The sequence below is a fragment of the Propioniciclava soli genome, from assembly GCF_014858005.1.
Classification (GTDB): Bacteria; Actinomycetota; Actinomycetes; order Propionibacteriales; family Propionibacteriaceae; genus Propioniciclava; species Propioniciclava soli.
The window spans coordinates 146,769-170,439 of sequence record NZ_JACYOT010000013.1; the positions used below are offsets into that span (position 1 = coordinate 146,769).

The 23,671-nt window shown below is 65.6% G+C and carries 21 protein-coding genes; 11 read left to right on the forward strand and 10 right to left on the reverse strand.

Annotated elements, in window-relative coordinates:
* Positions 1-24 precede the first annotated feature (24 nt).
* Positions 25-1,086: a LacI family DNA-binding transcriptional regulator gene (locus IFY26_RS13430; protein WP_232549516.1), complete on the reverse strand. Its 1,062-nt coding sequence runs from the start codon at positions 1,084-1,086 to the stop codon at positions 25-27.
* A gap of 109 nt (positions 1,087-1,195) precedes the next feature.
* Between IFY26_RS13430 and IFY26_RS13435 the strand changes: the two genes are divergently transcribed.
* A complete protein-coding gene (locus IFY26_RS13435) occupies positions 1,196-1,825 on the forward strand; it encodes a helix-turn-helix domain-containing protein (RefSeq protein ID WP_232549517.1) in 630 nt (209 codons plus the stop codon).
* 17 nt (positions 1,826-1,842) lie between these two features.
* Here IFY26_RS13435 and IFY26_RS13440 read toward each other — a convergent pair whose 3' ends face one another.
* The 5 genes from IFY26_RS13440 to IFY26_RS13460 form a co-directional block, all read right to left on the reverse strand.
* Positions 1,843-2,919: a DNA cytosine methyltransferase gene (locus IFY26_RS13440; protein WP_232549518.1), complete on the reverse strand. Its 1,077-nt coding sequence runs from the start codon at positions 2,917-2,919 to the stop codon at positions 1,843-1,845.
* Complete coding sequence (locus tag IFY26_RS13445; RefSeq protein WP_232549519.1) at positions 2,916-3,671, reverse strand: MAE_28990/MAE_18760 family HEPN-like nuclease; 756 nt, start codon at positions 3,669-3,671, stop codon at positions 2,916-2,918. Before IFY26_RS13445 ends, IFY26_RS13440 begins: the two co-directional genes overlap by 4 nt.
* Positions 3,658-4,740, reverse strand: a complete 1,083-nt coding sequence (locus tag IFY26_RS13450; RefSeq protein WP_232549520.1) for a DUF262 domain-containing protein — start codon at positions 4,738-4,740, stop codon at positions 3,658-3,660. Before IFY26_RS13450 ends, IFY26_RS13445 begins: the two co-directional genes overlap by 14 nt.
* A gap of 164 nt (positions 4,741-4,904) precedes the next feature.
* Entirely contained in the window at positions 4,905-5,153 is a 249-nt protein-coding gene (locus IFY26_RS13455) for a hypothetical protein (RefSeq protein ID WP_232549521.1), read from the reverse strand.
* On the reverse strand, positions 5,150-5,530 hold the full coding sequence (locus tag IFY26_RS13460; protein WP_232549522.1) for a hypothetical protein: 381 nt from the start codon (positions 5,528-5,530) through the stop codon (positions 5,150-5,152). Before IFY26_RS13460 ends, IFY26_RS13455 begins: the two co-directional genes overlap by 4 nt.
* A gap of 209 nt (positions 5,531-5,739) precedes the next feature.
* Between IFY26_RS13460 and IFY26_RS13465 the strand changes: the two genes are divergently transcribed.
* From IFY26_RS13465 to IFY26_RS13485, 5 genes are all read left to right on the forward strand, one after another.
* Positions 5,740-6,735, forward strand: a complete 996-nt coding sequence (locus IFY26_RS13465) for a DNA-processing protein DprA (protein ID WP_232549523.1) — start codon at positions 5,740-5,742, stop codon at positions 6,733-6,735.
* Between the two features lie 65 nt (positions 6,736-6,800).
* A complete protein-coding gene (locus tag IFY26_RS13470) occupies positions 6,801-7,361 on the forward strand; it encodes a TetR/AcrR family transcriptional regulator (RefSeq protein WP_232549524.1) in 561 nt (186 codons plus the stop codon).
* Positions 7,348-8,067 carry an ABC transporter ATP-binding protein gene (locus IFY26_RS13475; protein ID WP_232549525.1) on the forward strand — a complete coding sequence of 240 codons (720 nt, stop codon included), beginning with the start codon at positions 7,348-7,350 and terminating at the stop codon, positions 8,065-8,067. The genes IFY26_RS13470 and IFY26_RS13475 overlap by 14 nt, the downstream gene beginning before the upstream one ends.
* Positions 8,068-8,075: 8 nt before the next feature.
* Positions 8,076-8,816: an ABC transporter permease gene (locus IFY26_RS13480; RefSeq protein WP_232549526.1), complete on the forward strand. Its 741-nt coding sequence runs from the start codon at positions 8,076-8,078 to the stop codon at positions 8,814-8,816.
* 93 nt (positions 8,817-8,909) lie between these two features.
* Positions 8,910-9,746 carry a helix-turn-helix transcriptional regulator gene (locus tag IFY26_RS13485; protein WP_232549527.1) on the forward strand — a complete coding sequence of 279 codons (837 nt, stop codon included), beginning with the start codon at positions 8,910-8,912 and terminating at the stop codon, positions 9,744-9,746.
* Positions 9,747-9,748: 2 nt separating this feature from the next.
* Here the strand turns inward: IFY26_RS13485 and IFY26_RS13490 are convergent, their stop codons facing one another.
* Complete coding sequence (locus IFY26_RS13490; RefSeq protein ID WP_232549528.1) at positions 9,749-10,774, reverse strand: C-terminal helicase domain-containing protein; 1,026 nt, start codon at positions 10,772-10,774, stop codon at positions 9,749-9,751.
* A 35-nt stretch (positions 10,775-10,809) separates the two neighbouring features.
* On the opposite strand from IFY26_RS13490, the gene IFY26_RS13495 reads away from it, so the two are divergent.
* The gene (locus IFY26_RS13495; protein WP_182818769.1) at positions 10,810-12,387 is read left to right on the forward strand and encodes a recombinase family protein; all 1,578 of its coding nucleotides are present in this window, start codon (positions 10,810-10,812) and stop codon (positions 12,385-12,387) included.
* A gap of 325 nt (positions 12,388-12,712) precedes the next feature.
* Here the strand turns inward: IFY26_RS13495 and IFY26_RS13500 are convergent, their stop codons facing one another.
* Entirely contained in the window at positions 12,713-13,588 is an 876-nt protein-coding gene (locus tag IFY26_RS13500) for an exopolyphosphatase (protein WP_182818771.1), read from the reverse strand.
* Between the two features lie 227 nt (positions 13,589-13,815).
* Positions 13,816-14,016 (reverse strand): hypothetical protein, encoded by a 201-nt coding sequence (locus tag IFY26_RS13505; RefSeq protein ID WP_182818772.1) that lies wholly within the window; start codon positions 14,014-14,016, stop codon positions 13,816-13,818.
* A gap of 105 nt (positions 14,017-14,121) precedes the next feature.
* Between IFY26_RS13505 and IFY26_RS13510 the strand changes: the two genes are divergently transcribed.
* From IFY26_RS13510 to erm, 3 genes are all read left to right on the forward strand, one after another.
* Entirely contained in the window at positions 14,122-14,859 is a 738-nt protein-coding gene (locus IFY26_RS13510) for a MerR family transcriptional regulator (protein ID WP_182818773.1), read from the forward strand.
* Positions 14,860-14,996: 137 nt separating this feature from the next.
* Positions 14,997-18,443: a MobF family relaxase gene (gene mobF, locus IFY26_RS13515; RefSeq protein ID WP_232549529.1), complete on the forward strand. Its 3,447-nt coding sequence runs from the start codon at positions 14,997-14,999 to the stop codon at positions 18,441-18,443.
* A 268-nt stretch (positions 18,444-18,711) separates the two neighbouring features.
* Positions 18,712-19,521: a 23S ribosomal RNA methyltransferase Erm gene (erm, locus tag IFY26_RS13520; protein WP_182048909.1), complete on the forward strand. Its 810-nt coding sequence runs from the start codon at positions 18,712-18,714 to the stop codon at positions 19,519-19,521.
* Between the two features lie 111 nt (positions 19,522-19,632).
* On the opposite strand, the gene mobF (IFY26_RS13525) is transcribed toward erm, so the two are convergent.
* Positions 19,633-22,194, reverse strand: a complete 2,562-nt coding sequence (gene mobF, locus IFY26_RS13525) for a MobF family relaxase (protein WP_232549530.1) — start codon at positions 22,192-22,194, stop codon at positions 19,633-19,635.
* A 306-nt stretch (positions 22,195-22,500) separates the two neighbouring features.
* On the opposite strand from mobF (IFY26_RS13525), the gene IFY26_RS13530 reads away from it, so the two are divergent.
* Positions 22,501-23,622, forward strand: coding sequence for a DNA cytosine methyltransferase (locus IFY26_RS13530; RefSeq protein ID WP_232549531.1), 1,122 nt, complete (start codon positions 22,501-22,503; stop codon positions 23,620-23,622).
* Positions 23,623-23,671 lie beyond the last annotated feature (49 nt).

Sequence of the window (23,671 nt, forward strand, 5' to 3'; positions counted from 1 at the left end):
GCTGAGGTGTGACGGTGGCGTCGGTCAGCGGGACGCCGGGGCGGGCCCACTGGTGCCGCGGACCACGAGTTGGGGGGCGACCACGTACTGCACGGACTGCTCGCGGCCCTCGATACGTTCCAGGAGCAAGCGCAGTGCGGCGTCGCCGGTCACGGCGCCGGACGCGTCGACGGTCGTGAGGGAAACCCGGGGGATCGAGGCGGCGAAGATGTTGTCATAACCGACGATGGTGAGATCGTCGGGGACGTGGACCCCGCGTTCGTCGGCGGCCCGAAGCGCGCCGAGGGCTGCGATGTCGGCGCCCGCGAAGATGGCCGTGGGCGGCTGGGGCCGATCGAGGGCCGCGAGGGTCGCCGCGTAGCCTGCGTCCTCGGAGTACCAGGCGTCCATGACGTCCGGCTCGAGGCCGTGCGCGCGGACCGCCCGCTCGAAGCCATCGCGGCGGGCCGTGTGGGAGAGGCGGAAGCCCTCCTCCCAGTCCAGGCTCGGCATGCTCGTGAGCGTGATGCGGCGATGCCCCAGCTCGACGAGGTGGTTGACCACGAGCCGCGCGCCCAGCTCCTCGTCGTCCACGACCATGTCGAAGTCGGTGGTCGTCCCGTGCAGCGCCACCGTCACGACGGGGACCGTCGCGGCGATCTCCGCGACCTCGGCCGGGTCGATCCAGGGCGCGACCAGGACCAGCCCGTCGACCTGGCGGTCCACGAGCGCGTCGATGCGGCTGCGGTATTGAGCTGCGGATGTGCCGCCCGAGGTGATCGACTCCTGGTACGGGGTGGACTCCAGCCCCACGGCGATGCGGTGGGCGACGTCGATCTGGAACGGGCTGCCCACGTCCGTCACCACGACGCCGATGGAGTACGACCGGCCACGCATCGCCCGCGCCCCGGCGTGGGGACGGTAGCCGAGGTCGTCGATGGCGGCGCGCACCCGGGACCGCATGGCGGGCGACACGCCGTAGGCGTTCCGCACCACCTTCGACACCGCAGAGGGGGAGACGCCGGCCCTGGTCGCGACGTCGAGGATCGTGACCCGCCGGCCGTTGGGTTCGGCGGTGGGCGTCAGGCGTTGACGCTGCGTGGTCATGCCACGGACTCTACGCAGATGGAAAACGTTCTACAAAGTTCTCGCGGCGCTAAGCAGAGGGTGCGGGCCGACCGTGTGGCGACAATGAAGAACGTTGCACGAGTGGCTTGTGGGCAGCCAGCGCGAGCCACTGGGCCTGGGTCCGGCGGCGTGCGTGGACCTTGACCGTGACGTCCCAGCCTCGTGGAGCCGGACCACGTCCATCATCGGCCAACGCCGGCCAGCGCTGCTCGCCCACCGCCTCCGGCTCGTCCGCGTCAACGACGGGAGACAGCCAGAGCGGCTTTCACTGGGGTCCCTGCGTAGTACGTTCTCCAACCTCACCCCGCGCACGAAGACCCTGGTCACACGCTGGAAGCGCGGCGTCTACCGGGTGTCTCAGCGCCCGGAAACCACCCCGATGGAGGACTCTCGGGGCACCGTGGTGCGGAGGATTGAACATCTTCAAACCTTTCTCACCGCCGCTGAGGTCGACCGTCTGGTTGATGACTACCTCGACGGCGCGACGGTCAACGAGTTGGCAGATAGGTACGGCGTGCATCGCGCCACCGTGTCGGCTCATCTGACCCGGCGCCGCGTCGGGCGTCGTCGTCCGGGGCTCGGAGTAGACGAAGCGGCCGAGGCTGTGCGGCTCCACCTCGGCGGAATCTCGATGCGGGCGATCGCGCAGAGCATGGGTGTGGACCGCAAGGCTGTGCGTCGTGTGCTCGTTGAGGCTGGCGTCATCTTGGCAAGCTGACCGAGCGCGGCACATCGCTATCCCTCCGCAGAGTCGTCCGGACGGGCGAACTGCGTGGCATGTGCAACCACTGTTTGTCCCACTACCTCTCCTAGGCGCACGGGAACGGCGTTGCCAATGAGACGCCCAAGAACGCTGAACCGGACGGGTTCATCGGGGCGCACGAACTTGTACTTCGGTGGGAAGGTCTGCAAGATCGCGGCTTCACGAAGGGAGATGGCTCGATCCTGTTCGGGGTGGCCAAACCGTCCGTTTCCGTACCCGAAGCATTGCGTCGTGATGGTTGGGCTCGCTTCATCCCAGGACATGCGTCCGTATACGCTCGGATAGGTTGCACCACTGCTCTTCTGGTGACAATCGGCTTGGAGGCCGTCCGGCCAGTCGCGCCACGTCCCTCCCTGCTTCGAGTGACGTATCCGCTCTAGATTCGTCTTGCTCAGCCGGGATGCGACGTGTAACCGATCCTTGGGATCGGATTCGCCAGCCTTGATGGGACGCAGACGTCCGATAGCCTGGCGAACCGTCTTTGCCTTCTGTTCGTTCTGTGGGAGTGCGAGGCCATCGGCTCCGAGTTTCGAGGCAATCAAGACCAGGCGCTTCCGTGTCTGCGGAATGCCGATACGAACTGCCTGAACGACGGACCACTCGATCGAGTAGCCATCTAGATTCTCTAGGAACTGCTCAAAAACCGGATGGTCAAGTAGTTGCGGTACGTTTTCCATCGTTACTAGGTCTGGTTGAACCTCTTTTACCAGCTTGCCGAATGTTTCAACTAACTGCCAGTCATCGCCGCGCTTCTTGCTTCGGCCAGATCGACTGTAGGTGGAAAACGGCTGGCATGGCGCGCATCCAGCGATCATGCTGACATCTGCGCCACCGATCAGCTGCGTTACCTCCGACGCCGACAAGTCGTTCACGTCACCTTCGATGAACTTTGCTTCATTGTTGGCTTCGTAGGGGTACTTGCATGCGGGATCAATGTCGATTCCGGCCACAACTTCGATGCCGGCCTGGGCGAGTCCGTGGGTGAGTCCGCCGACTCCGCAGAAAAGGTCTATTGCGCGGATCGTGAGAGTGTTCTCGTCCCGGTTCATGAGGCGATCACTCCTTCCTTCTCCGCTTGAGCTTCCTTCTCGGCGATTTCAAGCTTGATGAAACTAACGAAGCAGCCGACAGCTTCTCTCAGATAGTCGCCCACGGCCGCGGCGAGTCCCTTTAGCTCAGCGACCGTCACACCGTCACTGCAATCAACAAAGGACAATGAGCCATGTGCAAGCCCATTGCGGCGGTTCTTGACGAGTTTCAGCGCCCCTAGGTCATCTCTGACATGACGTTTGGCTGCCCGGACGACGTCAGGAGAAATCGCTAGTCCGCACCCGAGCCGCTCGCAGAGCTTTTCGATGGAAGAGTCGTCCCAGTTTCCGCCACCGCCAGGCTCGATCTTGAAGTCCTTGATCGGCATCTGCTGCAAGAGCTGCTCGCACAGGTCGAGAGCGGCCTGCAACCGCTTGTCAGGACCGAGGTCGCTGTGGGTTCGCGCTATGGACCGCACCCATTCAGTCCTCAACCCGATGCTCAGTTCGCTGGGTCGGCGCTCAGCCTCTTCGATCGCGGCCACCACCGCTTCAAGACATCGGAGCACAGTGGCTTCGACCAGGTTGTAGAGCTGCAGATAGAAGCTTGAGTTCAGAATCTTCTTCTGCTCGGTTGTGATCGGGGCGTCGGTACCGCGGAGCCGTGGGGTTCCCTCTCGCGCTGCTTCTTCTACATTCTGTAGAAACGAGAGGTAGGCCTCAATTTCGGCGTACCTCTCCTCAAAGAATGGGACGAGCTCAATCGTCGCCATGCTTCACCAGCTTGTTCTTCACGAAATCGATCCGCCCATTGAGGCGGGCAATCGCATTCGCACCATCAGAACTCGTGACCTTCTGGAAATCTGCCCCGTCGATCCAAGAAGAAACACCGATCTCCTCGGTTGAGGCATCTTTGAGTTCCGGGCGCTCGGACAAGGCTCGCTCTGAGCCAACCGCGATCGCCTCAAATCTTGCCCGAGGAGTGGCCGTGCCCTTTGCAGTCTTCCTGAAACCGATCGGGAAGTTCCGAGAGACAAACTCCAGAACCGTGTTGAACCGTCCGCGATAGGCGTCTGCGAGCGCCGGATCGGCCGCAAAGGCTTCGTTCATCTTCTTCGAGTAGACGAAAAGGAAGTCAGAGGGGCGGTCTCGATAGTCTTCGAGTCCGTCGCCGTAAGCGAAGAATCGCGTGACAAGTTCTTCGTATCCGCGTTCCTTCTTCGCCTTGGCGGGCATGGGTGCGAGGCTGGCCAGGAGCGGGAGATTGGCGAGTTCCATCACGACATCAAGGAACGGACCGGCGAGGGCTCCCCGACGAATCTCCGCATTGTTCGCATTCTTGCTGCCAGTGTTGATGCGTTCGAACATATCGAGCCGCGCCGCCTCATCGGCATGCTCGTTCAGGACGATTCCACGGACAGACCGATTCTTGATCTTGCGTTGTCTTGACTCGGGCAGATCATCGAACCGGAAACCTGAAAGATGAGTCAGTGGGTCAAGGTCTCCAAGCTGGAATCCGCCGTAGATGAACTCTTCAATCGTCCGAAGTCGCTGAGACCCATCCACGATTTCAAGCTTGCCGTCAGGCATCTCCCAGAAGAAAATGAAGGGGATGGGCAAGCCCATAATCAGGGACTCAATGAAGCGGGACTTGCGCCGATCCTCCCAGGTGAACTCACGCTGGTATGCGGGGACCACGTATTCACCGTCCCGGACCTTCTGGGCCAGAATCTCTACGGAGTACTCCGTGAGGAAGAAGTCGATTCGCTTGGATTGCTCCACGATCTGTGCTTCGGCGAGCTCGATCTGCTCAGCAGTCGGTCGCTCACTCGGACGCGCCACAGCGCACCTCCTCCTCTTGCGTACGTCACCTCCGGACAGGTAGGCCTGCCTCTAGGCTACCGGGGCGAGGGCGTCGTCACCCAGACGACAGGCTGACGACCCCGAAGCCCAGCCCTCAGTGTGCCAAGGGCCACCGACATCCTCTGCTCATCCGGTTGCGACGGTCAGGTCTTGTCAGGACCGTCCGGGCGCGGCGGGCGGCTGTTCGGCGATCCCAGGTCATGCCGCGCTTGCCGTTCGGCGTCGGCGCGCGCGAGGGCCATGCCGATGAAGAGTTGGGCGAGTTTGTGCAGGTCCGGCTCGGTGCGTGGTTCGGCCACGATGCGGTAGTTGCGCATCCGAGCCGGCGGGGTCTTGCGTGGCTTGCTCGTCGCGGTCGAGTCGCCTGAGTGGTCAAGCTTGCGGGCGCTCATCGGGTCGCTCCGATCGTCTCGACCTCGTACTGAGCCGGTGCTTCCTCGCGGTTCACGTCGGTGCTCGCGCGTCGGTCAGGCCGGGTCACGCGGATGTACCGCCGGAGCACGAGCGTCACCGGGTCGATCCGAAGCATCTTGAAGCCGTTCCATGTGAACAGAATCACCAGTGCGTTGAGCCAGCCGGGGCCGTCGTGGTTGAGGATCGTGGTGCAGATCGCGGCGGCGTAGAAGAACACCGCAGCAAGGCCGACGGCGAGCAGGAACCACCTGCCTCCGTGACGACCGTGGGTGCGGATCAGCAGGATGTTGGTCGGCGCGTACCTGAGCAGCCGGTAGCGGATGCTGAAAATGGTGGTGAGTGCGAACTGAGTCATGTCAGGCCTCGTCTTGTCATAGCAACGGCACAGTTGACCGCTGAGGCAGCTATGAATGAGTGCCCACGAGGGGCCGTCCCGAAGGACCCGCAGAGTTGAGAACCTGCCTCGTCATCAACTCTACGTCCGACCTGCGACGAAGGGAACCCCCATCGGTGGCGCCCGGCGGTGCACCTCGTCGGTGACCTTGGAATGGAAGGACACCGATCATGGCGACGCTGGCAGAGCAGGTGCAGGGCGAACGGATGGCGCGGATCGTGCTGTCGATGATCGCCGAACCGAACGATCTGACGACCGGGTACATCCTGGGTCGCCACGGCGGCGTTGCGACGCTGAACCTGGTCGAGTCCGATCACGACGTGACAGGACTGGGCCGCGCCGACGTTCTGTTGTGGCGCGAGCGCCTGCGAGCACGGATCGCGCCCGACCTGATGGAGCGCGTGGCCGAGGCTGAGCAGCACGGGTTCGGCACGCTGATCCCGGCGGATCGGGAGTGGCCCGCCGGACTGGACGAGCTGGGCGACCGCGCCCCGTATGTGCTGTGGACACAGGGCGCATCGTCATTCCTGGCGACAGAACTGAGTGATCGGGTCACGATCACGGGCGCCCGCGCGTCCACCCGCTACGGCGAACAGATCACCAGCGATCTTGCGATGTGTCTGGCCGATGAAGAGCGGGTGGTGATCGCTGGCGGTGCTTTCGGCATCGAAGGTGCCGCACACCGGGGCGTCTTCACCGCGGCTGGTCAGACGATCGCGGTACTGGCGACAGGCGTGGATCGCCGCTACCCGGCCGCGCACAGCGAACTGCTGGATCGGATCGGCGATTCCGGTTTGCTGGTGAGTGAACTTCCCCCTGGTGCCATGCCGACCAAGGACAGGTTCCAGGCCCGCAATCGACTGATGGCGGCACTCTCGGGTGCAGTCGTGATTCCAGAGGCCGGGCCGCGCTCAGGGTCGATGAGAACTGTTCACAACGCCCATAGCCTCGGCCGCCGCGTCGGCGCGGTTCCCGGCCCGGTGACCAGCGTGGTCAGCACCGGCCCAAACGAACTCATCAAACAAGGACTCGCTGCCGTCGTCACCCAGGCCAGCGACGTGATCGCGCTCCTCGACGCCGACGCTTCGGAAGGTCCATCTGTCACCCCGTCTTGGTTCGGGATCGGTTTGGAGGCAGGGCGCGAGTCTCCCGGACGCTCCTTATGAGCCACGTCCAAGTGGCTCTTCGACATGGGCTTGCATCCAAATAGTTAGTGACTAACATTAGAGGCATGGGCCGATGGGATCAGACACACGAGGCGCTGAAGCGAGCGGCTTTCGAGTTGTTCGCTGAGCGCGGGTATGAGGCGACAGCAACGGCTCAGGTCGCGGAGCGTGCGGGCGTCAGTGAAATGACGCTGTTCCGGCACTTCCCGACGAAGGAGGCACTGCTGCTGACTGACCCGTTCGATCCACTCATGGCGGAGGCGGTGCGAGCGCGTCCGGCGCACGAGCCCGCGATGTTGGCGTTGGCACAGGGCATCCGGCAGGCATGGGGGCGTGTCGATGCGGAGAGCACGCGGGAGCTGCGCGACCTGCTGCGGATCGTGGCGCAGACGCCGGCTTTGCGAGGTGCTGTCGAACGCAACAGCAACGACACCGCTGCTGCATTGACGGGCGCCTTGGTCGATCGTGGCGTGCCCGAGGCGCAGGCGAGGGTCGCGGTGACCGCGGTACTCGCGGGACTGAGCGCGGCTCTGCTGGATTGGGCGCGTTCGGAGCAGAGCCCGTTGGACGCTGCCCTCAGTTCGGCCCTGGATGTGCTGGGCGGTGAGGGACATGCTCGCCTTTGAGAACGTCACTCGCGTGTTTCGCGGCGGCGCAGGTGTGACCGATCTGACGTTCGCCGTCGAGCCGGGCGAGGTTGTCGCCCTGATCGGGTTGAACGGTGCCGGCAAGACGACGCTGATGCGTCTCGCGCTCGAGATGCTGCGTCCGCAGGCCGGTATGGTGCGCGTGCTCGGGTACCCGATGAGTGAGCTGCCGGCCGCAAGGTGGGCGCACGTGGGCGCGTTGATCGAGGTGCCCTTGGCCTACCCCGAGCTGACCGTCAGGAAGAACCTGCACCTGGCGGCGCTTCTGCATGGTGCAAGCCCGGAATGTGCGCGCAGTGCTATCGGGACGTGGCGGCTCACCCCGGTCGCTGATCGTAGGTTCCGTCGCCTTTCGCTGGGCAATCGGCAACGCGTTGGCCTCGCGGCCGCGATGCAGCATGATCCTCGGTTGATTGTTCTGGATGAGCCGAGTAATGCGCTCGATCCTGCGTCGGTGATCCTGCTCCGCGAGGAATTGATCCGGCGCGCACGGGAGGGGGCGTCGATCCTGGTCAGCAGCCACCACCTCGATGAGGTGGCGCGAATCGCAGATCGCGTGCTGCTGATGAACGCGGGCCGACTGATCGGGTCGCTCGACACGACTGGACACGACCTCGAACGTGCCTTCTTCGACCGCATCCGCGAAGACGATGAACAGAATCAAACCGCCGAGGTCTTCCGATGAGAGCGGCTATGCGCGTCGAGGCGCTGAAACTGACGCATTCCCTGGTCGGATTGATTGCCACCCTGGCTGTGGTCGCCGGCATGCTTGCCCTGCTCGGCGGCATCACCGCCGGCGTAGCGGGTGGAAACCCGGAACTGGTTGCGAAGGCTGGGCCTGCAGGAACTTTGAACTGGGACGGCCTGCTCGCAGGAGCCGCCCAAATCACCGCAGTCGCCAGCATCCTCGGCTTCGGAATCGTACTGGCCTGGATGTTCGGCCGCGAGTTTACCGAGGGCACCGTCACAGGGCTGTTCGCACTACCCGTCAGCCGCACCCGCATCGCGCTCGCCAAGCTCACCGTCTACGCGCTATGGGCCACCGTCGTCAGCGTCGCGCTCACAGCGGGCGTGCTGGTCCTCGGACTCACTCTCGCCTATGGTCCGCCGAGCAGCCAGACCTGGGGCGCACTTGGACGGGTACTCGTCCTGGCACTGCTCTCTGCGGGAATCGCCGTACCGGTCGCATGGGTCGCGACGTTCAGCCGGTCGTTGCTCGCGGCGGTTGGATGCACAGTCGCGCTCGTGGTGATCGCCGAAGTTGGCGCCCTCGCGGGAGCCGGCGGCTGGATGCCGCTGGCCGCTCCGGCGCTGTGGGCCATGTCCGGCGGAACCGCCGTGACCAGCACACAACTCGCTCTTGCGCTCGCAGTGCCAGGTGCATTCTCCGCATTGGTATGCGCGTCGTGGTCCCGCCTCCAACTTGACCGTTGACGTTGATGGCTGATCCCTGTGCGCGATTTTCAACCGATGGTGGCGCGCACACGTACTGTTCACCGGCCTGTCGGCCCGCTCGCATACGACTGTGTGAAGATCATCGTCGTCCGTGACGGTTCAGCGATCTTGTTCAGCGAGTTCGGGCAGCAGCCTGTCAAGGTTGGTGACGCGATCGTGTTGGCTGCGAACACTCTCTGCGGGTCGGAGCCTGAGGGCCACATCACGGTCACGACGATCTACGCGGACACCGACTACGTGATCGACCAGGTGTTCTGGCAGCACGTCGGCTTCCTGCAAGACCGGCTCGATGCACTGGAGTTCGCGGCCACGGTCTATACCGAGCCAGCGCAGATTCTCCGACTCGGCGAGGACCGGGCCGGCCAGTTGATGCCGTGGCTGGACGAGCTGGTCGCTCTGAGTATCGAGGCGCGGCCCGTCGAAAACTTCCATCGGATGCAGGCGCTCTGGTTCTCCGTCAGCCATGTCATCGTTCCGTTCATCAAGACTTCGCCGATCCGTACATCCTCGACGCAACGCGCGACGGGATGGCCGACCCAGCCGCGGCATCGCCGGTTCGCACCGATCCGTAACGAGGCCCGGAGGGGTGCAGAGCTATTGCGTGCTGACCCGGTACGACACTGGTCAGTGACCGACCTGGCCCGCGAGCTGCATCTGTCGAAGTCGCAAGTGGGCAGGGTCTTTGTGGAGGCGTTCGGGAAGTCACCCATCGCGTACCTCACGATGCTGCGCACCGAGCAGATGGCCGGGCTCTTGCGTTCCTCGGAGAACTCGATCGCGGCGATCGCCAACGAGGTGGGGTGGCGTGATCCTGACTTTGCGGCGCGCCAGTTCCGTCGCAGCGTCGGCGTCACGCCGAGCAAGTACCGGGCCATCAGTCGTCGTCATGCCGCACAGCAGATGGGTTGAACTCAAAGGGTCTGCGCCGGCCTCGCGGTGGTCGACCTCGCCGGTTCGGGCCGTGTCTCGTCGGCGGTGATGGCGCGGGCATGGTCAAGGGCTGCGCGGGCGCGGGCGGCGTCGATCTTCTGCCGGGTGGTCTGCGGTGCCGGGCCGAGTGGGGTTCGGTCGTCGGTGATCTGGTAGCGGTCCCGGTACGCGGCGACGATGACGGCGGCACGTCGCCATGCCGTCCGCTGCTTCGTGTCTTTCGGCTCGGGACCGAGCTGCGCTGTCCACGCTGCTTTGTCAGTGAGCGCGCCGGCGAGCACGGCGTCGGCGCGGGCTTCGATCAGTTCGTGACGCTCGTCCAGGGCTTGGCGCATGTCGTCGGCCATCGGCCCGTGCGCGTATGGGATGAGGCCGGCGATGAGCCGAGGCGGTTTGCGTGTGCGGCCGGACCCGGCAGGCCGGGCCGTGGCGCGGGCGACGCGGGCGTGGATCACCGAAGCGATGTCGTCCGCATCGCCCAGCCCCCGCGCGGCGATGAGACGCGGCAGCAGGGTGTCGAGGTCGTGGTGGTTGGCTTCGGCGTGCCGAAGCTCGGCCGACAGGGCCGGGTAGGCGTCAGAGTCGAGCACAGCATCGACCTGCGCACTCGCGAGTCCGGCGGCGGCAAGGAGGGCGCCCCAGCGGTCGTGTTGGGCGGCTTGGGCGATGGTTTCGTACTCGGCAGCGAGTTGGCCGATGTTGCTCCACCGTTCGTGCTCGGCGGTGATCGTCTCGTGCGCGGAGAGTTCGGCGCCGATGTGCTGGATCACACCGTAGAGCACCGATCGGGCGGTGGCGTCTGGGTTGTCGCTGGGGTGCGGCACCCCATGGCTGTCGTCGGGCCGATCGAGAACCACGTAGGCGTAGTTGCCGTCAGCGCCGCGGGTCATGGCGACGTAGAAGTTCTCCCGCGTCGTGGTCGCGGTCGCGATGACGTGCGCGGTGTCGGTCGTCACGCCTTGCGCTCGGTGGGCGGTGATGGCGTAGCCGAGGTTCTGTAAACGCACCTACCTCTCACACGAGTAGGAAGGTGGGCCGACTGATGGGCCAGAACCAGCAGGAACAGAGTACGGGGTCAGTGTCGCCGTTGCGGGCGGTGGTGTATGTGCGGATCAGTGATGATCCCGAGAGTACCGAGCGTGGGGTGGATCGGCAGGAGGCCGATTGCCGCGCCTACGCTGTCGCGCACGGCTGGGAGGTCGCGGCGGTGTTCCGTGAGAATGACACGTCGGCGTTCAAGCAGCGCACGATCACGCTGGCATCGGGTGAGCGGGTGCGCCGCGTGGTTCGCCCAGAGTTCCGCGCGATGCTCAAGCACCTGGCCGATGGACAGGCGCAAGTGATGATCGCCTACGACCTGGATCGAGCGGTACGCGACCCCAGAGATTTGGAGGACTTGATCGACGCGAAAGTGCTGGCCGGGTTCACCGTGCGCTCGGTCACCGGCTCCCTACGGTTGGACACCGATTCGGATGTAGCGATGGCCAGGGTGCTGGTAGCGATGGCGAACAAGTCCAGCGCCGACACCGCCCGCCGAGTCGCCCGCGCAGCCAAGCAGCAAGCCATTGAGGGCACCTGGCACGGCGGCAGGGTGCCGTTCGGCTACCGCGCCGAGTCCGGTGCCCTCGTCGTTGATCCGGTGGCGGGGCCGATGGTGGCCGAGGCCGCGCAGCGGGTGCTGGCCGGTGAGTCGCTGTACCGGATTCGCAAGGACTGGAACGAGCGCGGCGTGCTGACCACCCACGGGTGCGCGTGGTCGGATAAGACGATCAAGATGGTGCTGCGCAGCCCCTCCATCAAAGGCGTGCGCGAGTACCGCCCCGTATTGCCGGACGGCACCCGTGCGAAGACCTCGCAGATGCAGGTGAAAGCCGCCTGGCCTGCGATTCTCGATGAGGACACCTGGCAGCAGGTCTCCGATGTGCTCGATGCGCGGAAGCAGGCGCGGAACTTCCATCAGCCCGGCAGTGGGGCGGCGAAGCGCATGTATCCGTTCTCGGGGCTGATCCGCTGCTCAGCGTGTGGGCGGGCGATGCTCCACCGAGGCAACGTGTATCAGTGCGTGCAGGCCACCCGCGGCGGATGTCACCGCTCGATCCGCTCCGCCGACATCTTGAAACTGGTGGAAGAAGCGGTGCTGGCAACATTCGAGCAAATCACCCTGGCCCCGTCGAAGCGGGCGACGCCGAGCGTGGACGCGGGTGCGCGGGTCGGTCTCGCCGCGAGGCTGGATGCTGACCGGGAACGCCTGGCCCGATTGGACGACGATCACTATGACGGGTTGATCGACAAGGCGATGTGGGTGCGGCAGCGGGCCAGGATCGCCGAGCGGATCGAGGTCACCCGGCGTGAGTACGCCGCCGCCATGCCCGAACAGGAGGGGCCGGGCATCGACGTGACCACCGTCGCCAAAGAATGGGCGGGGCGTACCCCGTTGTGGCAGTACCAGGCCACCAGCCTGATCTTGGAAGCCGTGCTCGTCCACGCTCTGCCGAACGGGATGAACGGTGCGACCCCAGCACGTCGCCGCAACGAGACGGTTGAGGCGTTCCACACCCGCCGCACCGTGTACCGCGCCGAGGTGCTGGCCCGCCGGGTGGAGTTCGTCTGGCGAGCCTGAGCACGGCCACCCGCAGGGCGTTGTCGGCCCCGCATCTTGACCAGCGCAAGCGGTTCAGGGTGCGGGGCCTTTCCGTATCTTCGAGACAATGCGCTTGTTGGGGCGAGGTGCCGTGCAGAGTCCTCGCAGTTCGTCCAGCACCGCCGGATCGTCCACCGTCGCGGGCAAACCCTGCGCCTGACGTGAGGCAGCGGCCAGGCGTGCTCCCAACGTGAAAGCAGCATGCTGTGACGACGGCGCGGAACGGTCAGGAGTGACGGAGGCGGGTGCGGTGGGGATGCTCATGCTGATAGGTACGACGCCCCTCCCACAGACTCGCGGTGGTTCAGGGTTCGGCCTGCTTGTCTGGGTTGGCGGCCCATATCGCAGCCAGCAGGCCGGTGTCGCAGCGCAGGGAGTCGAGGGGTTCGCCGCTGAGCAGGCGCAGCAGCACCCCGTCGCCAGTCGCAGTACCAGCGTGTTTCGGAGCGGGATGCCCGAGCACGATCCGCAGCAAGGCAGCCCACGACGTCGACGGTACCCCGAGCAGCTCCGGGATAGCGCGGTCGCGGCGTAGCACCTCTACCGCGTTCGGCCGGGAGGTCAGATCGCCGAGCCGGTAGGCGACGTGCTCGATGCAGTCGGTCACGAGCACGGCATCCCATCCGGCCGAGGCGAACAGCCCGACTATCTCCGATAGGACGGCAGCGACCCGAGCGCGCTCGCTGCCGTCGAAGTCTTCCTCATTGTCGGTGGTGGGGTTGACGGCGAACGCGGGGTGGTAGTCGGCCAGGTTCTCTCGCTCCGCGAACCGGATGGCGTCGTGGAAGCCGACGATTCTGGCCGTGTGGCGCACCTTGCTCGGCGAGACGAGCATCCCCGCCGCCCGCACTTCGACGCCACAGGTGATCTTCATCGCGCGAGTGACGACCGCCCACGGGTTTCCGGCGTTCCTGGTCGAGGGGGCGAGCATGACCTCGAATGCTGCCGAGGCAATCTCCCACTCATCCAGTGCGTACTTGCGGGCCAGGCGTCGATACCTCTCTGCCGTGTACCGCATGAGTTCCGCGGCTTCACGGTCACTGCGCCAGGCCCCAGGCCCGGCCTCGTGCAACCGGATCAGCAGGGTGCGTAAGCCCTCTGGTGTCTCGAACCCGTGGCGTGGCGAGCCATCCTGGGCTGCGGCGTCGTCGCCTGTAGTGGGTGGGGTGTGTTCGGTCACGGTGGCACCTCCCGTGAAGGAGGTGCGCCACCAGAACCCACGCCAGGACGTGAACCAGCACGCCGCTACAACCGTTCGTCAGTCGATACGTCGCTGCTTCCCCGGCGCAGCGCAGGTACGACTTGTCAGAAGGCCGCCCTGCAGCGATAGGAACGGCTGCGAATGCTCGCGCCGGGAATCATTCCGGCGCGAGCATCCGCAGTCGCTCTAGGGTGCGGTTTCGCGGGTCAAGACAGCGACCATTTGCCGACCTCTCGATACTCCGAGTCGTAGATGGTCTCGGTAATCGGCTGGGCGAGGTCGTAATGCTTCATGTTGCCGCCCCAGTACCGCAGCACACGCGCCAGTTCCTCAACTGGATCTCCCGCGACGGCTCCCAGGTCTATGTCCAGGCGGAATCGGGTCGGGTTATCTGGGGAATCACTCATACTTCAAGTATAATATTGAACTGCTAGTTGAGGGTTGGAGGGTGTGGACTGCCGAAAATCCTGGACTGATGCCGTGTAAGCCTCAACTCGCACTCGAAAGGAACCATGATGCGCCCCGTCGATCTGGCAACCCGGGCCGGAGTCTCCACCCAACAGATTCGCAACCTCGAAGCCGCCGGAGTCCTCCCGCCTGCCGATCGCACAGGTTCGGGTTACCGGGTCTATCGCGGTGCGCACCTCAGCGCTCTACTCTGCTATCAGGCACTCGCACGCGGCCACGGCGCTGGATCAGCCCGTTCCATCATGGAAGCGTTGAGCACAGGACAGATCGACCAAGCATTGGCCCTCCTTGATGCCAGCCACCACGAACTTCACCAGCAACGCCAGGCCCTTACCGAAACGAGCCAGGCCCTCACCCGTGTTGCCGCTGCGGTAGAGCATCACGCCGGCCCGGACGCGCCGTTGTCCATCGGAGAACTCGCGGACTATCTCGGGATACGCACGTCAGCGCTCCGCGTATGGGAACACGCTGGTCTGCTCGCCCCAGCTCGGCAGACCAGCCGCCGCCACCGGGTCTATGACAGCGAGGACGTCAGAGACGCCCGAATCATCCATCTCCTCCGGCAAGGACGCTATCGCTTCGACCGCATCAGACCCATCATCACCGAACTCCGAGGAAGCAAGAGTGCCGATGCTCTACAGGCCGCGCTCACCGAACGACGAACCAGCCTGACACACCGAGCCAGAGCCATGCTCGACGGCGCAGCCCTCCTCCAACAACACATCACCGAGTTCATCGCCTCCGACGCACCCGCCCCGAGCGAACCAGTAACCGGCTCCTAACCCCAGCACCCCACCGACCGCTCGGCACCGGCCACCCTCTGCCTCTGAAACAACGGATGCACGTATGCCACCGCGGGTGGGGCGTGCGCACCTCCTTCATGAGACGACTCATGAGGGAGGCCAGGATGAAGGGCGGGGTGATCCTGTTCCGCGGCACAGGTGCTGCCGCGCGCCGCTATGTCGAGGCCGACCGCTCCCGCGCCGACGAGTATTACCTGGGCGCGGACAACGCCTTGTCGGAGTACACGGTGCTCGATGCTAGCGGCGAGGTCACCGCCGCAATGTCACTGTCGGCGGTCGAGTACGAGGGGTGGGTGGACTGGCACGATCCCGTCACGGGTGAGTCGATGGGCACGCCACGTAATCCGGGTGAGGGGTCGAAGGGTTCGCCGTTGTTCGCGGAGATGACGATTAACGCACCCAAGAGCCTGTCGGTCGCCGCCGCCCTCCACCCCGAAGTATCTAGCGCCCTCGACCAAGCGCAGCAGGATGCACTTGGAGAGATTCGCCGCTGGCTCGGCCAACACTCCGTCATCAGGGTCGGGCCGCGTGACGCGCGGGAAGTGCTGCCTATCGAGCAGATGCAGGTCGTCGGCATCCGCCACAAGACCTCGCGGGCTGGTGATCCGCACCGGCATATTCACATGCAGATCGGCACTCGGGTGTTTGCGGCTGGGAAGTGGCGGGCACTGGATACGGCGGCGTTGTTCAAGCAGCAAGGCGCGATCCGCGCCCTCGGAACCGCGGTCATCGCCGCGCACCCACACCTCGCGCAAACCCTCGCAGAGCATGGCCTGACCCTCGATCCCGTCTCCGGCGAGGTAGTTGAGTTGCAGCCATTCAATGGGGTGATGTCGAAGCGGTCTGCGCAGATCAGACGCAACCTCGTCCGGCTCGAAGCCGAATGGGAAACAGAGCACCCCGGCGAAGCTCTCGGCCCGATCATGACCGCGAAGTTGCAGGGCATCGCCTGGACACACAAGCGGCCAGGGAAGAAGCCGACTGATTTGAAGAACGAGCAGTGGTGGGTGCAGGAACTCCGCGACGCCGGATACGACCCCGCTGCACCTCGACGCAGCACCGTGCAGCGCCCGGTGCAGTTGGATGAACTTGCGGTGCAGGAGGTTGCATCACGGGCACTGGATCGCTGCGCCGCCGCATCATCAGCATGGACGAAACACAGCATGCAGGAGCACGTCACCCGCATCACCACCGAACACGGAGTGCAAGCAACACCTGCCGAGCTGCGCGAGTTCATCAAGATAGCGACCGACCTTGCGGTCTCGGATTGCTTCTCCGTCCTGCCACCGGGTGCGGCGACGCCGGAACATGTCGCGCACCTGACCAGCCTCACCGTGATCGCCGCCGAAACCGCGCTCCGCGACCGCTTCGCCGCCACCACCCCAGAGCAAGAATCGAAGCACCCGGACATGACCGACGCCGCACAAGTAGCGGGGCTGAACAAAGGGCAGGCGGTCGCTGCTGCTGCGGTTGCATCATCTGACCCGTTGGTGATCGTGGAGGGTGCTGCGGGCAGCGGGAAGACGACGATGCTGCGCACCGCCATCGACGTCGCCGCCCAGCACAGCAGGGCGTCACGGGTGGTTGCACCGACGCTGCGCGCGGCGCAGGTCGCGCACGAAGAACTCGGCATCCCCGCAACGAGCGTTGCGGCGCTCGTACATGCGCACGGATGGCGATGGAACTCCGATGGCGTATGGACACGCCTACACCCTGGCGACGCTGACCCCGACACCGGGCGCACCTTCACCGGCCCGCCCGACGATGCTGTGCTGTCGCGGGGTGAACGGGTAATCGTGGACGAGGCCGGGATGCTCGACCAAGACACCGCCCACGCCCTCCTCACCATCACCACCGAAGCCGGAGCGACCGTCGCGCTTGTCGGCGACCGTGCCCAACTCCCCGCTGTCGGTCGGGGCGGGGTACTCGACATGGCCGCACAGATCAGGGGCCGTACATACGACATGACCGAGCTGCACCGGTTCGCCGACGCCGAGTACGCGACACTCACGCTGACGATGCGCGACCGGGAGAACCCCGGCGAGGTGTTCGACCGGCTCACTGCCATGGGCCTCGTGATACTGCACGCGGACGAGGAACAAGCCCAGCAGCACATCACAGAGCAAGCTACTGAGGGTGAGGCGATCACGGTCGCCTCGAACGACAAGGCAGCGGCGTTGAACGAGCGCATCCGCATGGGGCGGGTCGAGCGAGGCGAGGTTGATGACACGATCACGGCGACCGGCAGCGACGAGCTGCCTATCGGTCGGGGTGATCTGATCCAGACGAGGAGGAACGACCCCGCGCTTGGCGTGGCGAACCGGCAGCAATGGATCGTGCAGCACGTCGCTGGTAATGGCACCGTGTACGCCCGCGAGACCGGCAGCGGGCGCAGGAACCCCCGCACCGTCGCCCTCCCGCCTGAGTACGTGAGTGAACACGCGCACCTGTCCTACGCAGCAACCGCGTACGGCGTCCAGGGCGCAACCGTCAACGCCTCCCACACGATGCTGACTGAGGCGACGAGCGCGGCAGGCGTCTACGTTGGCATGACCCGAGGCCGCGAGCACAACTGGCTGCACGTTGTTGCCGAGGATATGGCGGAGGCTCGGGCGCAGTTCGTTGCAGCGACGGAGCGCGATCCCGCAGACCGGGGCCTCGACCACGCCACCGCACAAGCCGCCGAAGCCGTGCGTGGCATCGTCAAGGACGGCCCGATCCAGCGCGTCACCGAAGAACTCGCCAGACTCGACAGGGAAGCCGAACGTGCTGAGCGGCATGCGGATCGATGGGAGCAGGCCGCCAACCGGCTCGATGCCCAACGCGCTGCGCACCGGGCCGAGAGCGACGAGAGCACCGCCGCGCTTCGCCAGGCCGAGGAAGAGGCCGCGCGGGTGCGTGCCAAGGTCGCCGCGCCCCTCACCAAGCAAGCCGAACAAGACGGAGCGACGTACCTTGCCAGAGTAGAAGCAGAGAGGACAGCGAGCACACGCCTCGCCACTGTCGGGCGATTCGGGCGGCGTAAGGCCCGCGACGAGCACCGCGCCGCCAGCGAACAAGCAGCAACCATCCGAGTACACCTTCGCGATGAGTGGGACGCCGAACCGCCACGAACCCGCAGCGCACTACCCGAATGGGCTACACAGGTCGCGGAGCGGCGAGCAGAAGCCGATCCCCGCGTGAGCGAAGCCAACCAAGCTGTCGAAACCGCGCGCACCGAACGAACCACAACGGTTGACCGTCACCGCAACGAACGGCTGGCGCTCTTGGCAAGCGAGTACGGGGCTGAGAATGCCCGCGCTCACCAGTACGGGATGCGCGCCCTCAACCCTCGACGCAATGCCCGCGATGCTCGCACCCGCGCAGACTTCCTTCGCGTCGAGAGTGCAGAACTCCGCAGCCTCCCGACGAACGTCGCCGCCAAGCTCATCGAGACGAAGCGCGCCGAGCAGGAGCGTGGTCGGCAGCAGGCAACGGAACGGGCCAGGCAACTGCATAGTCCGTTTGCGAACGATCCCCAACGCTATGACCCGCGCCGCGAGGGACCAGCGCGCGGCCTGTGATCAGTCACGCAGTTCCTGTGGTCCACATGACCTATCCTGGCGTCGGGTATGATGCTTGGCATGGGTAACTTGATTTGCGTGTTCGCTGCGACGCACACGCTTGCTGTCCGCGACCGCCGCGCCTAACGGCGCGCCTCGCTGAACGCTTCGCGCGTCGTCCATCCGAGAGACCATTCGCGTCTCGGAACGGCGATCTTGCGCACCCATTTTTTCTCTGTGCTCTGCCCTGTTTCCGAGGCGCTCCATCCTTCTTTCTTGGAGCGCGAACATGCCTCGTTCATCCCACGGCGGCCGACACGAACTCGGCCAGAACTTCCTCACCCACACACCCACTATCAGCAAGATCACAGCCCTCGTTACGGCGACGAAGGGGCCGATCCTTGAACTCGGCGCTGGAGCCGGTGCACTCACGAGGCCTCTCGCGCAACTCGGCAGGCCAGTGACTGCGATCGACATCGACGAGCATCGGATCGCAAGCCTCCAAAGCGCACTGCCAGGCGTGACGATCAATCACGCCGACGCGCTCACCGTTCCTCTCGACCATCCCGTGATCGTAGGGAACATCCCTTTCCACCTCACCACTCCGATTCTGCGACGGCTTCTCCGGGGCGGCACCTGGACCGAGGCCGTGCTCCTCACTCAATGGGAGGTCGCACGCAAGCGCTGCGGGATCGGTGGCTCCACCATGCTGACTGCGCAGACTGCGCCCTGGTTTACCTTCGACCTCCACGGCCGGGTTCCCTCCTGGGGTTTTCGCCCACGCCCCAGCGTTGATGGGGGCATCATCCAGATCAGTAGACGCAACCATCCTCTCGTTCCCGGTTCACAGCGCAGCCGGTACGAACAGTTCGTACGCGCGGTGTTCACCGGTCGAGGCGGAACCCTCGAGCGCATCATCGCGAACGCGGGCCGCCTCGATCCTGGACAAGCCAAGCAACTCTTGAGGCAGAGTGGCATCGACACACGCGCGTTGCCGCGAGACCTGACACCAGAGCAGTGGGCCGGAGTCTGGAACGCGATGCCTGAGCAGCCACCACTCAAAACCCACCAAACACGACCACGGTCTAACGATTCATGATCTCGCTGCCCGCGATGATCAGTCGGTCGCGCGAGTGAACTCTCACCGACCGGTAAACTACAACCGCGCACACGCGCACGATCACAGGTGAGTGCGTTTAGGGCACCTCGGCTAGCCGAGGTCGAGGTGTTCGGCCACGTAGTCGGCGGGCAGGACGATTCCGCCACGGAGCCGGCGGCCGACCGGGCGGATACTGACCGACCCGTCCGCGTGAACGCCGGTGACGGTCCAGCGGTCGCCGTTGCGGACCCAGGATCGGCCGTTGCGTAGGCGGCGGTCGTTGTGACGGGTGATGACCAGATCGCCCTCGGACACGGCCGTTCCGTCATGCAGGCTGACTTCACGGGTGCCGTGCACGGTGCCGTCGATGATCCTGTCAGCTCGTGCGCGGGCGTTGAGGGCGGTGACGGTTTCGTGGGTTTCGGCGACGAGGATCGATGCCCGCCCGGTGGCGAGGTCTTGTCGCCACGCGGCATAGGCGGCGTCGATCATGCCTTCTTGGTCGCCGCCGGTGATGCGGTCGTGGTCGATGAGGGTGTCGATCGCCTCAGCGCGTCCGTGGCGGAGCTGGAGGGAGGTGGTCTTCTCCCATTCGTGGGTGAAGCGGTGGATGTCGAGCAGTTCGGGGGTGTCGTCACGGGCGTGGACGAGCATCGAGAACGCGCCGCCAGCGTCGACCGATTGGAGTTGCCCCCAGTCACCGACCAACAGGACTTTCGCGCCGGCCTGGTCGGCTTCGGCGGTGATGCGGTCGAGGGAGGCGGTGCCGGCCAGGGATGCTTCGTCGATGATGACGAGCTGGCCCGCCTCGAACGCGGTTCCGTGCATGAGGTGGTTCTGCCACAACTTCGCCGTGTTCTCCGTGACGATTCCAAGATCGTCTGCGAGGACCTGCGCCGCGACGGCGGATGGTGCGAGCCCGACGACCGAGCCGGGGCCATGCTCCTTCTCCCACGCGCGACGCAGTGCTGACATGGCGGTCGTCTTGCCTGCACCGGCGGGGCCGACCAGCACGTCGAGGGCGCGGCCGGAGACAGCGATCGCCGCCAGTGCTTCGGCTTGATCCTCGCCGAGCATCCGGCCCCTTGGGTCGGGGCGGCTGGTGATCTGCTCGACCGTCTCCAACCCCACCACCGGCCCGGCGAGAGTGTCGGCGCGGGCCAGGAGTCGGTCTTCGGCGGCGAGCAGGGCTTCGGACGAGAACAGCGCCGAGGCGTGCGGCCGGAACCGTGAGGTGCCATCGGCACGGCGGAACTGCACCGGACTGGACGCGAGTTCAGGCGGGGTCAGGCGCAGCGAGGCTTGTTCGGCGGCATCGACCACGAGCCCGGTGATCGCCTCCCGATCCAGCATCGAGGCGAACCGCCAGCCCATCAACTGCCGGGAGGCTTCGGCATGGAGGTTCCAGCGCATCCACGTCGACCGCTTCTCACTCACGACCGCCATCACCGACAGGCCAACCTCGCGCACGACATCCAGCGGCACATCGTCGGCCCGCAGTACCCGAGCTGGCGCATCCGCTGCCTGATGGGTGAGAGTGCGCGCCCAGCCGGTCGCGTCCTGCCTTAGCACCCGGCCGGCGCGCTCCCGCCATTGGCTAGTCAGGTCCGCGAGCGAATGGATGTGCTTCTCCGGCCTCGTCGCCAGTGTCGCTTGGGCGCGCAGCTTCAACACGACCCGCGCGGAGGGCTGCCGGCCGTGCGTAGCGACGTACTCAGCGATGAGCCGGTCTTTCTCGACCTCGATGTGCCGTGACCGGGCGGAGAACTCACCGATCAGTTCCTCGGTGACGCCGACGAGTTCCCAGGCGGGGTTGCGGTCCCTGCCACGGTCACGGGCCTCCCACTCGATACCGAGAGTGCGGGTGAGCTGGTCGGCGAGAGCGGCGTTGTAGAGCTCGGAGACCGCAACGACCGCGGCGTGCATCGGCCTCCCGGCCAGGGCGCGCCACTTGCCGTCCTGGGCGGTCTTGACCTTGTTGCTGATGACGACGTGGGTGTGCAACTGCGGATCGCCCGCCCGGGAGTCGTAGTGGTCGAACGCGGTTGCGGCGACGCCGAAGACATCGACGTGCGCAACCGTGCCCTCGGGACCGTCCGCTCCGGTGCGGGTGACTGCAACCTCGCCCTCAACGAATGCAACCAGTTCCGCAACCGCCGCATGATGCGCGTCCGCGATCAACGCTTGCGTCCCGGCGTCGGCGACCGCCCACAACGCCGACACGCTCTTGGGGACCGAGAAGGTGAAGTCGAACCCGGCCACCGCGCGCCGGGTTCCGCGCTCGGCTTCTTCGGCCTCGATCCGTGCCGTCTCGACGGCCCGCGCCGCGGGCCCCAGATCGGTGTCGAGGGCTTTGGTGCGGCGTTCGATCCGGTCGGCCACCGGCGCGAACGTCGGGTACGCCTTGCCGAGTGGGTCGCCGGTGATCGGATCACGACCAGCCCCGATCAGCAGCTCGAGTTGTGCTTCCGACACCTGCGAGCCGGTCGTCAGCTCGCCGTGCCCGAGCGCGGCGAGACCTTGGCCGATCCAGAAGCCGGGCGGGTTTCCCGCTTCGGCGTAGTAGCGCGTCAACGGGGTCGAGAGGGAGCGGTCACCGTCGCCGGCCGCGACCGAGCGGAGCAGGTATTTGTAACCATCGCCCGCCGTCATCACGCGCATCGAAACCGTCACCACGACCTCCCTTCCGTGCCCGCAAGGTGGGCCGCTGCCCGCCGCGCTCGGCTGCGACGATGCGCGGTCGCGCCTCTACAGAAAGACGTGTGGCGGCTCAGATCGGGCCGGGACGGCTCCGGCGGGAAGCGAGTCGACGGGTGTCAACGTCGCCGTGCTCGAAGGTGCGCGGAACGGGGATCACTTCGGCCTGCCGCTGATCGACGGACGGCGGCCTGGGGTGCTCGTGCACCTGCCCGGTGACCATCCCGGCAGCGACTCCACCAGTGGCGTTCGGCCGGGGATCACCCACCGGCCGGAGCCCTCATGCACGACCCCACCCAGCACGACCGCCCGCTCAGAGTCGGATCACTCTTCTCCGGGTACGGCGGACTCGACCTCGCCATCGAACACGCCGTCGGCGCCGAGACCATCTGGTTCTCCGAAGTCAACAAGCCCGTCGCCCGCATCTTCGCCCACCACTGGCCCGACGCCCCGAACCTTGGCGACATCACCACCATCGACTGGCACAACGTCGAACCCGTCGATGTGCTCTGCGGCGGGTTCCCCTGTCAGGACGTATCCACGGTCGGCAAGCGAGCCGGCCTCGCCCCAGGCACCCGATCCGGCCTGTGGTCGTACATGGCCGCCGCCATCGAGGTCCTGCGTCCCCGGCTCGTGGTGATCGAGAACGTGCGCGGACTGCTGTCCTCACCCGCGATCCGCGCCCAAGCCGAAGGAGACGACAATGCCCACCGCAACCCCGACGATGCAACCCCCGACCCTGCAACCCTTCGCAACCTGGAGTCCGACCCGTGGGGTCTGGGAGACAGCACAACTCGACCTCTGCGGGCAGCCGGCGCCGTGCTCGGTGATCTGGCCGACCTCGGGATGGATGCGCAATGGCTCGGCCTACCGGCATCTCTCGTCGGCGCCCCTCACCCACGGTTTCGCATCTTCATCCTCGCCCAGCCCCACAGTGCTGTTCAGGACTCCGCTCGCGACCGACTCGACCCGTGGCGGGGAAAGCCTGGATCAAGTACGAGCGCGTCGAGGCACGATCGCACTCTCTCACCAGATCATCGACCTCGCCCTTCACGGACCGCATGGCTCGCCCGACAGGAACACCGAATCGGAGACCCTGTGGAGCCTGATCGACGGCATCTTCACCGCTGGGGACGCTACGCCGGAGCCGTCGCCCGATGGGAACACATCACCGGACGAGAAGCACCAGCCCCCGCACTCCTGAACGAAGACACAGGGCCACGGCCAGCACCCGAGTTCGTGGAATGGCTCATGGGACCGCCGGCCGGCTGGGTCACCGACCCCGACCACAGACTGACGCCGAACCAGCAGATCACCGCACTCGGGAATGGTGTTCTGCCGCTTCAAGCATCCGCGGCGGTCAGCCACGCGAACGGACGAGGGGTGCCGGAAGCAGGTCGTTAGACCGTCCCAAACGGGCTCATCACAGTTGAGGGTGTAGCGGCGAGGTGAG

Bases quoted from the DNA above. Each gene is read 5' to 3' on its own strand.
- IFY26_RS13530 (WP_232549531.1), top strand. From the start codon at position 22,501: ATGCACGACCCCACCCAGCACGACCGCCCGCTCAGAGTCGGATCACTC.
- IFY26_RS13505 (WP_182818772.1), bottom strand. From the start codon at position 14,016: ATGAGTGATTCCCCAGATAACCCGACCCGATTCCGCCTGGACATAGAC.
- erm (WP_182048909.1), top strand. From the start codon at position 18,712: ATGCCTCGTTCATCCCACGGCGGCCGACACGAACTCGGCCAGAACTTC.
- IFY26_RS13455 (WP_232549521.1), bottom strand. From the start codon at position 5,153: ATGAGCGCCCGCAAGCTTGACCACTCAGGCGACTCGACCGCGACGAGC.
- IFY26_RS13445 (WP_232549519.1), bottom strand. From the start codon at position 3,671: ATGGCGACGATTGAGCTCGTCCCATTCTTTGAGGAGAGGTACGCCGAA.
- IFY26_RS13440 (WP_232549518.1), bottom strand. From the start codon at position 2,919: ATGAACCGGGACGAGAACACTCTCACGATCCGCGCAATAGACCTTTTC.
- IFY26_RS13430 (WP_232549516.1), bottom strand. From the start codon at position 1,086: ATGACCACGCAGCGTCAACGCCTGACGCCCACCGCCGAACCCAACGGC.
- IFY26_RS13495 (WP_182818769.1), top strand. From the start codon at position 10,810: ATGGGCCAGAACCAGCAGGAACAGAGTACGGGGTCAGTGTCGCCGTTG.
- IFY26_RS13465 (WP_232549523.1), top strand. From the start codon at position 5,740: ATGGCGACGCTGGCAGAGCAGGTGCAGGGCGAACGGATGGCGCGGATC.
- IFY26_RS13460 (WP_232549522.1), bottom strand. From the start codon at position 5,530: ATGACTCAGTTCGCACTCACCACCATTTTCAGCATCCGCTACCGGCTG.
- IFY26_RS13480 (WP_232549526.1), top strand. From the start codon at position 8,076: ATGCGCGTCGAGGCGCTGAAACTGACGCATTCCCTGGTCGGATTGATT.
- IFY26_RS13475 (WP_232549525.1), top strand. From the start codon at position 7,348: ATGCTCGCCTTTGAGAACGTCACTCGCGTGTTTCGCGGCGGCGCAGGT.
- IFY26_RS13470 (WP_232549524.1), top strand. From the start codon at position 6,801: ATGGGCCGATGGGATCAGACACACGAGGCGCTGAAGCGAGCGGCTTTC.
- IFY26_RS13510 (WP_182818773.1), top strand. From the start codon at position 14,122: ATGATGCGCCCCGTCGATCTGGCAACCCGGGCCGGAGTCTCCACCCAA.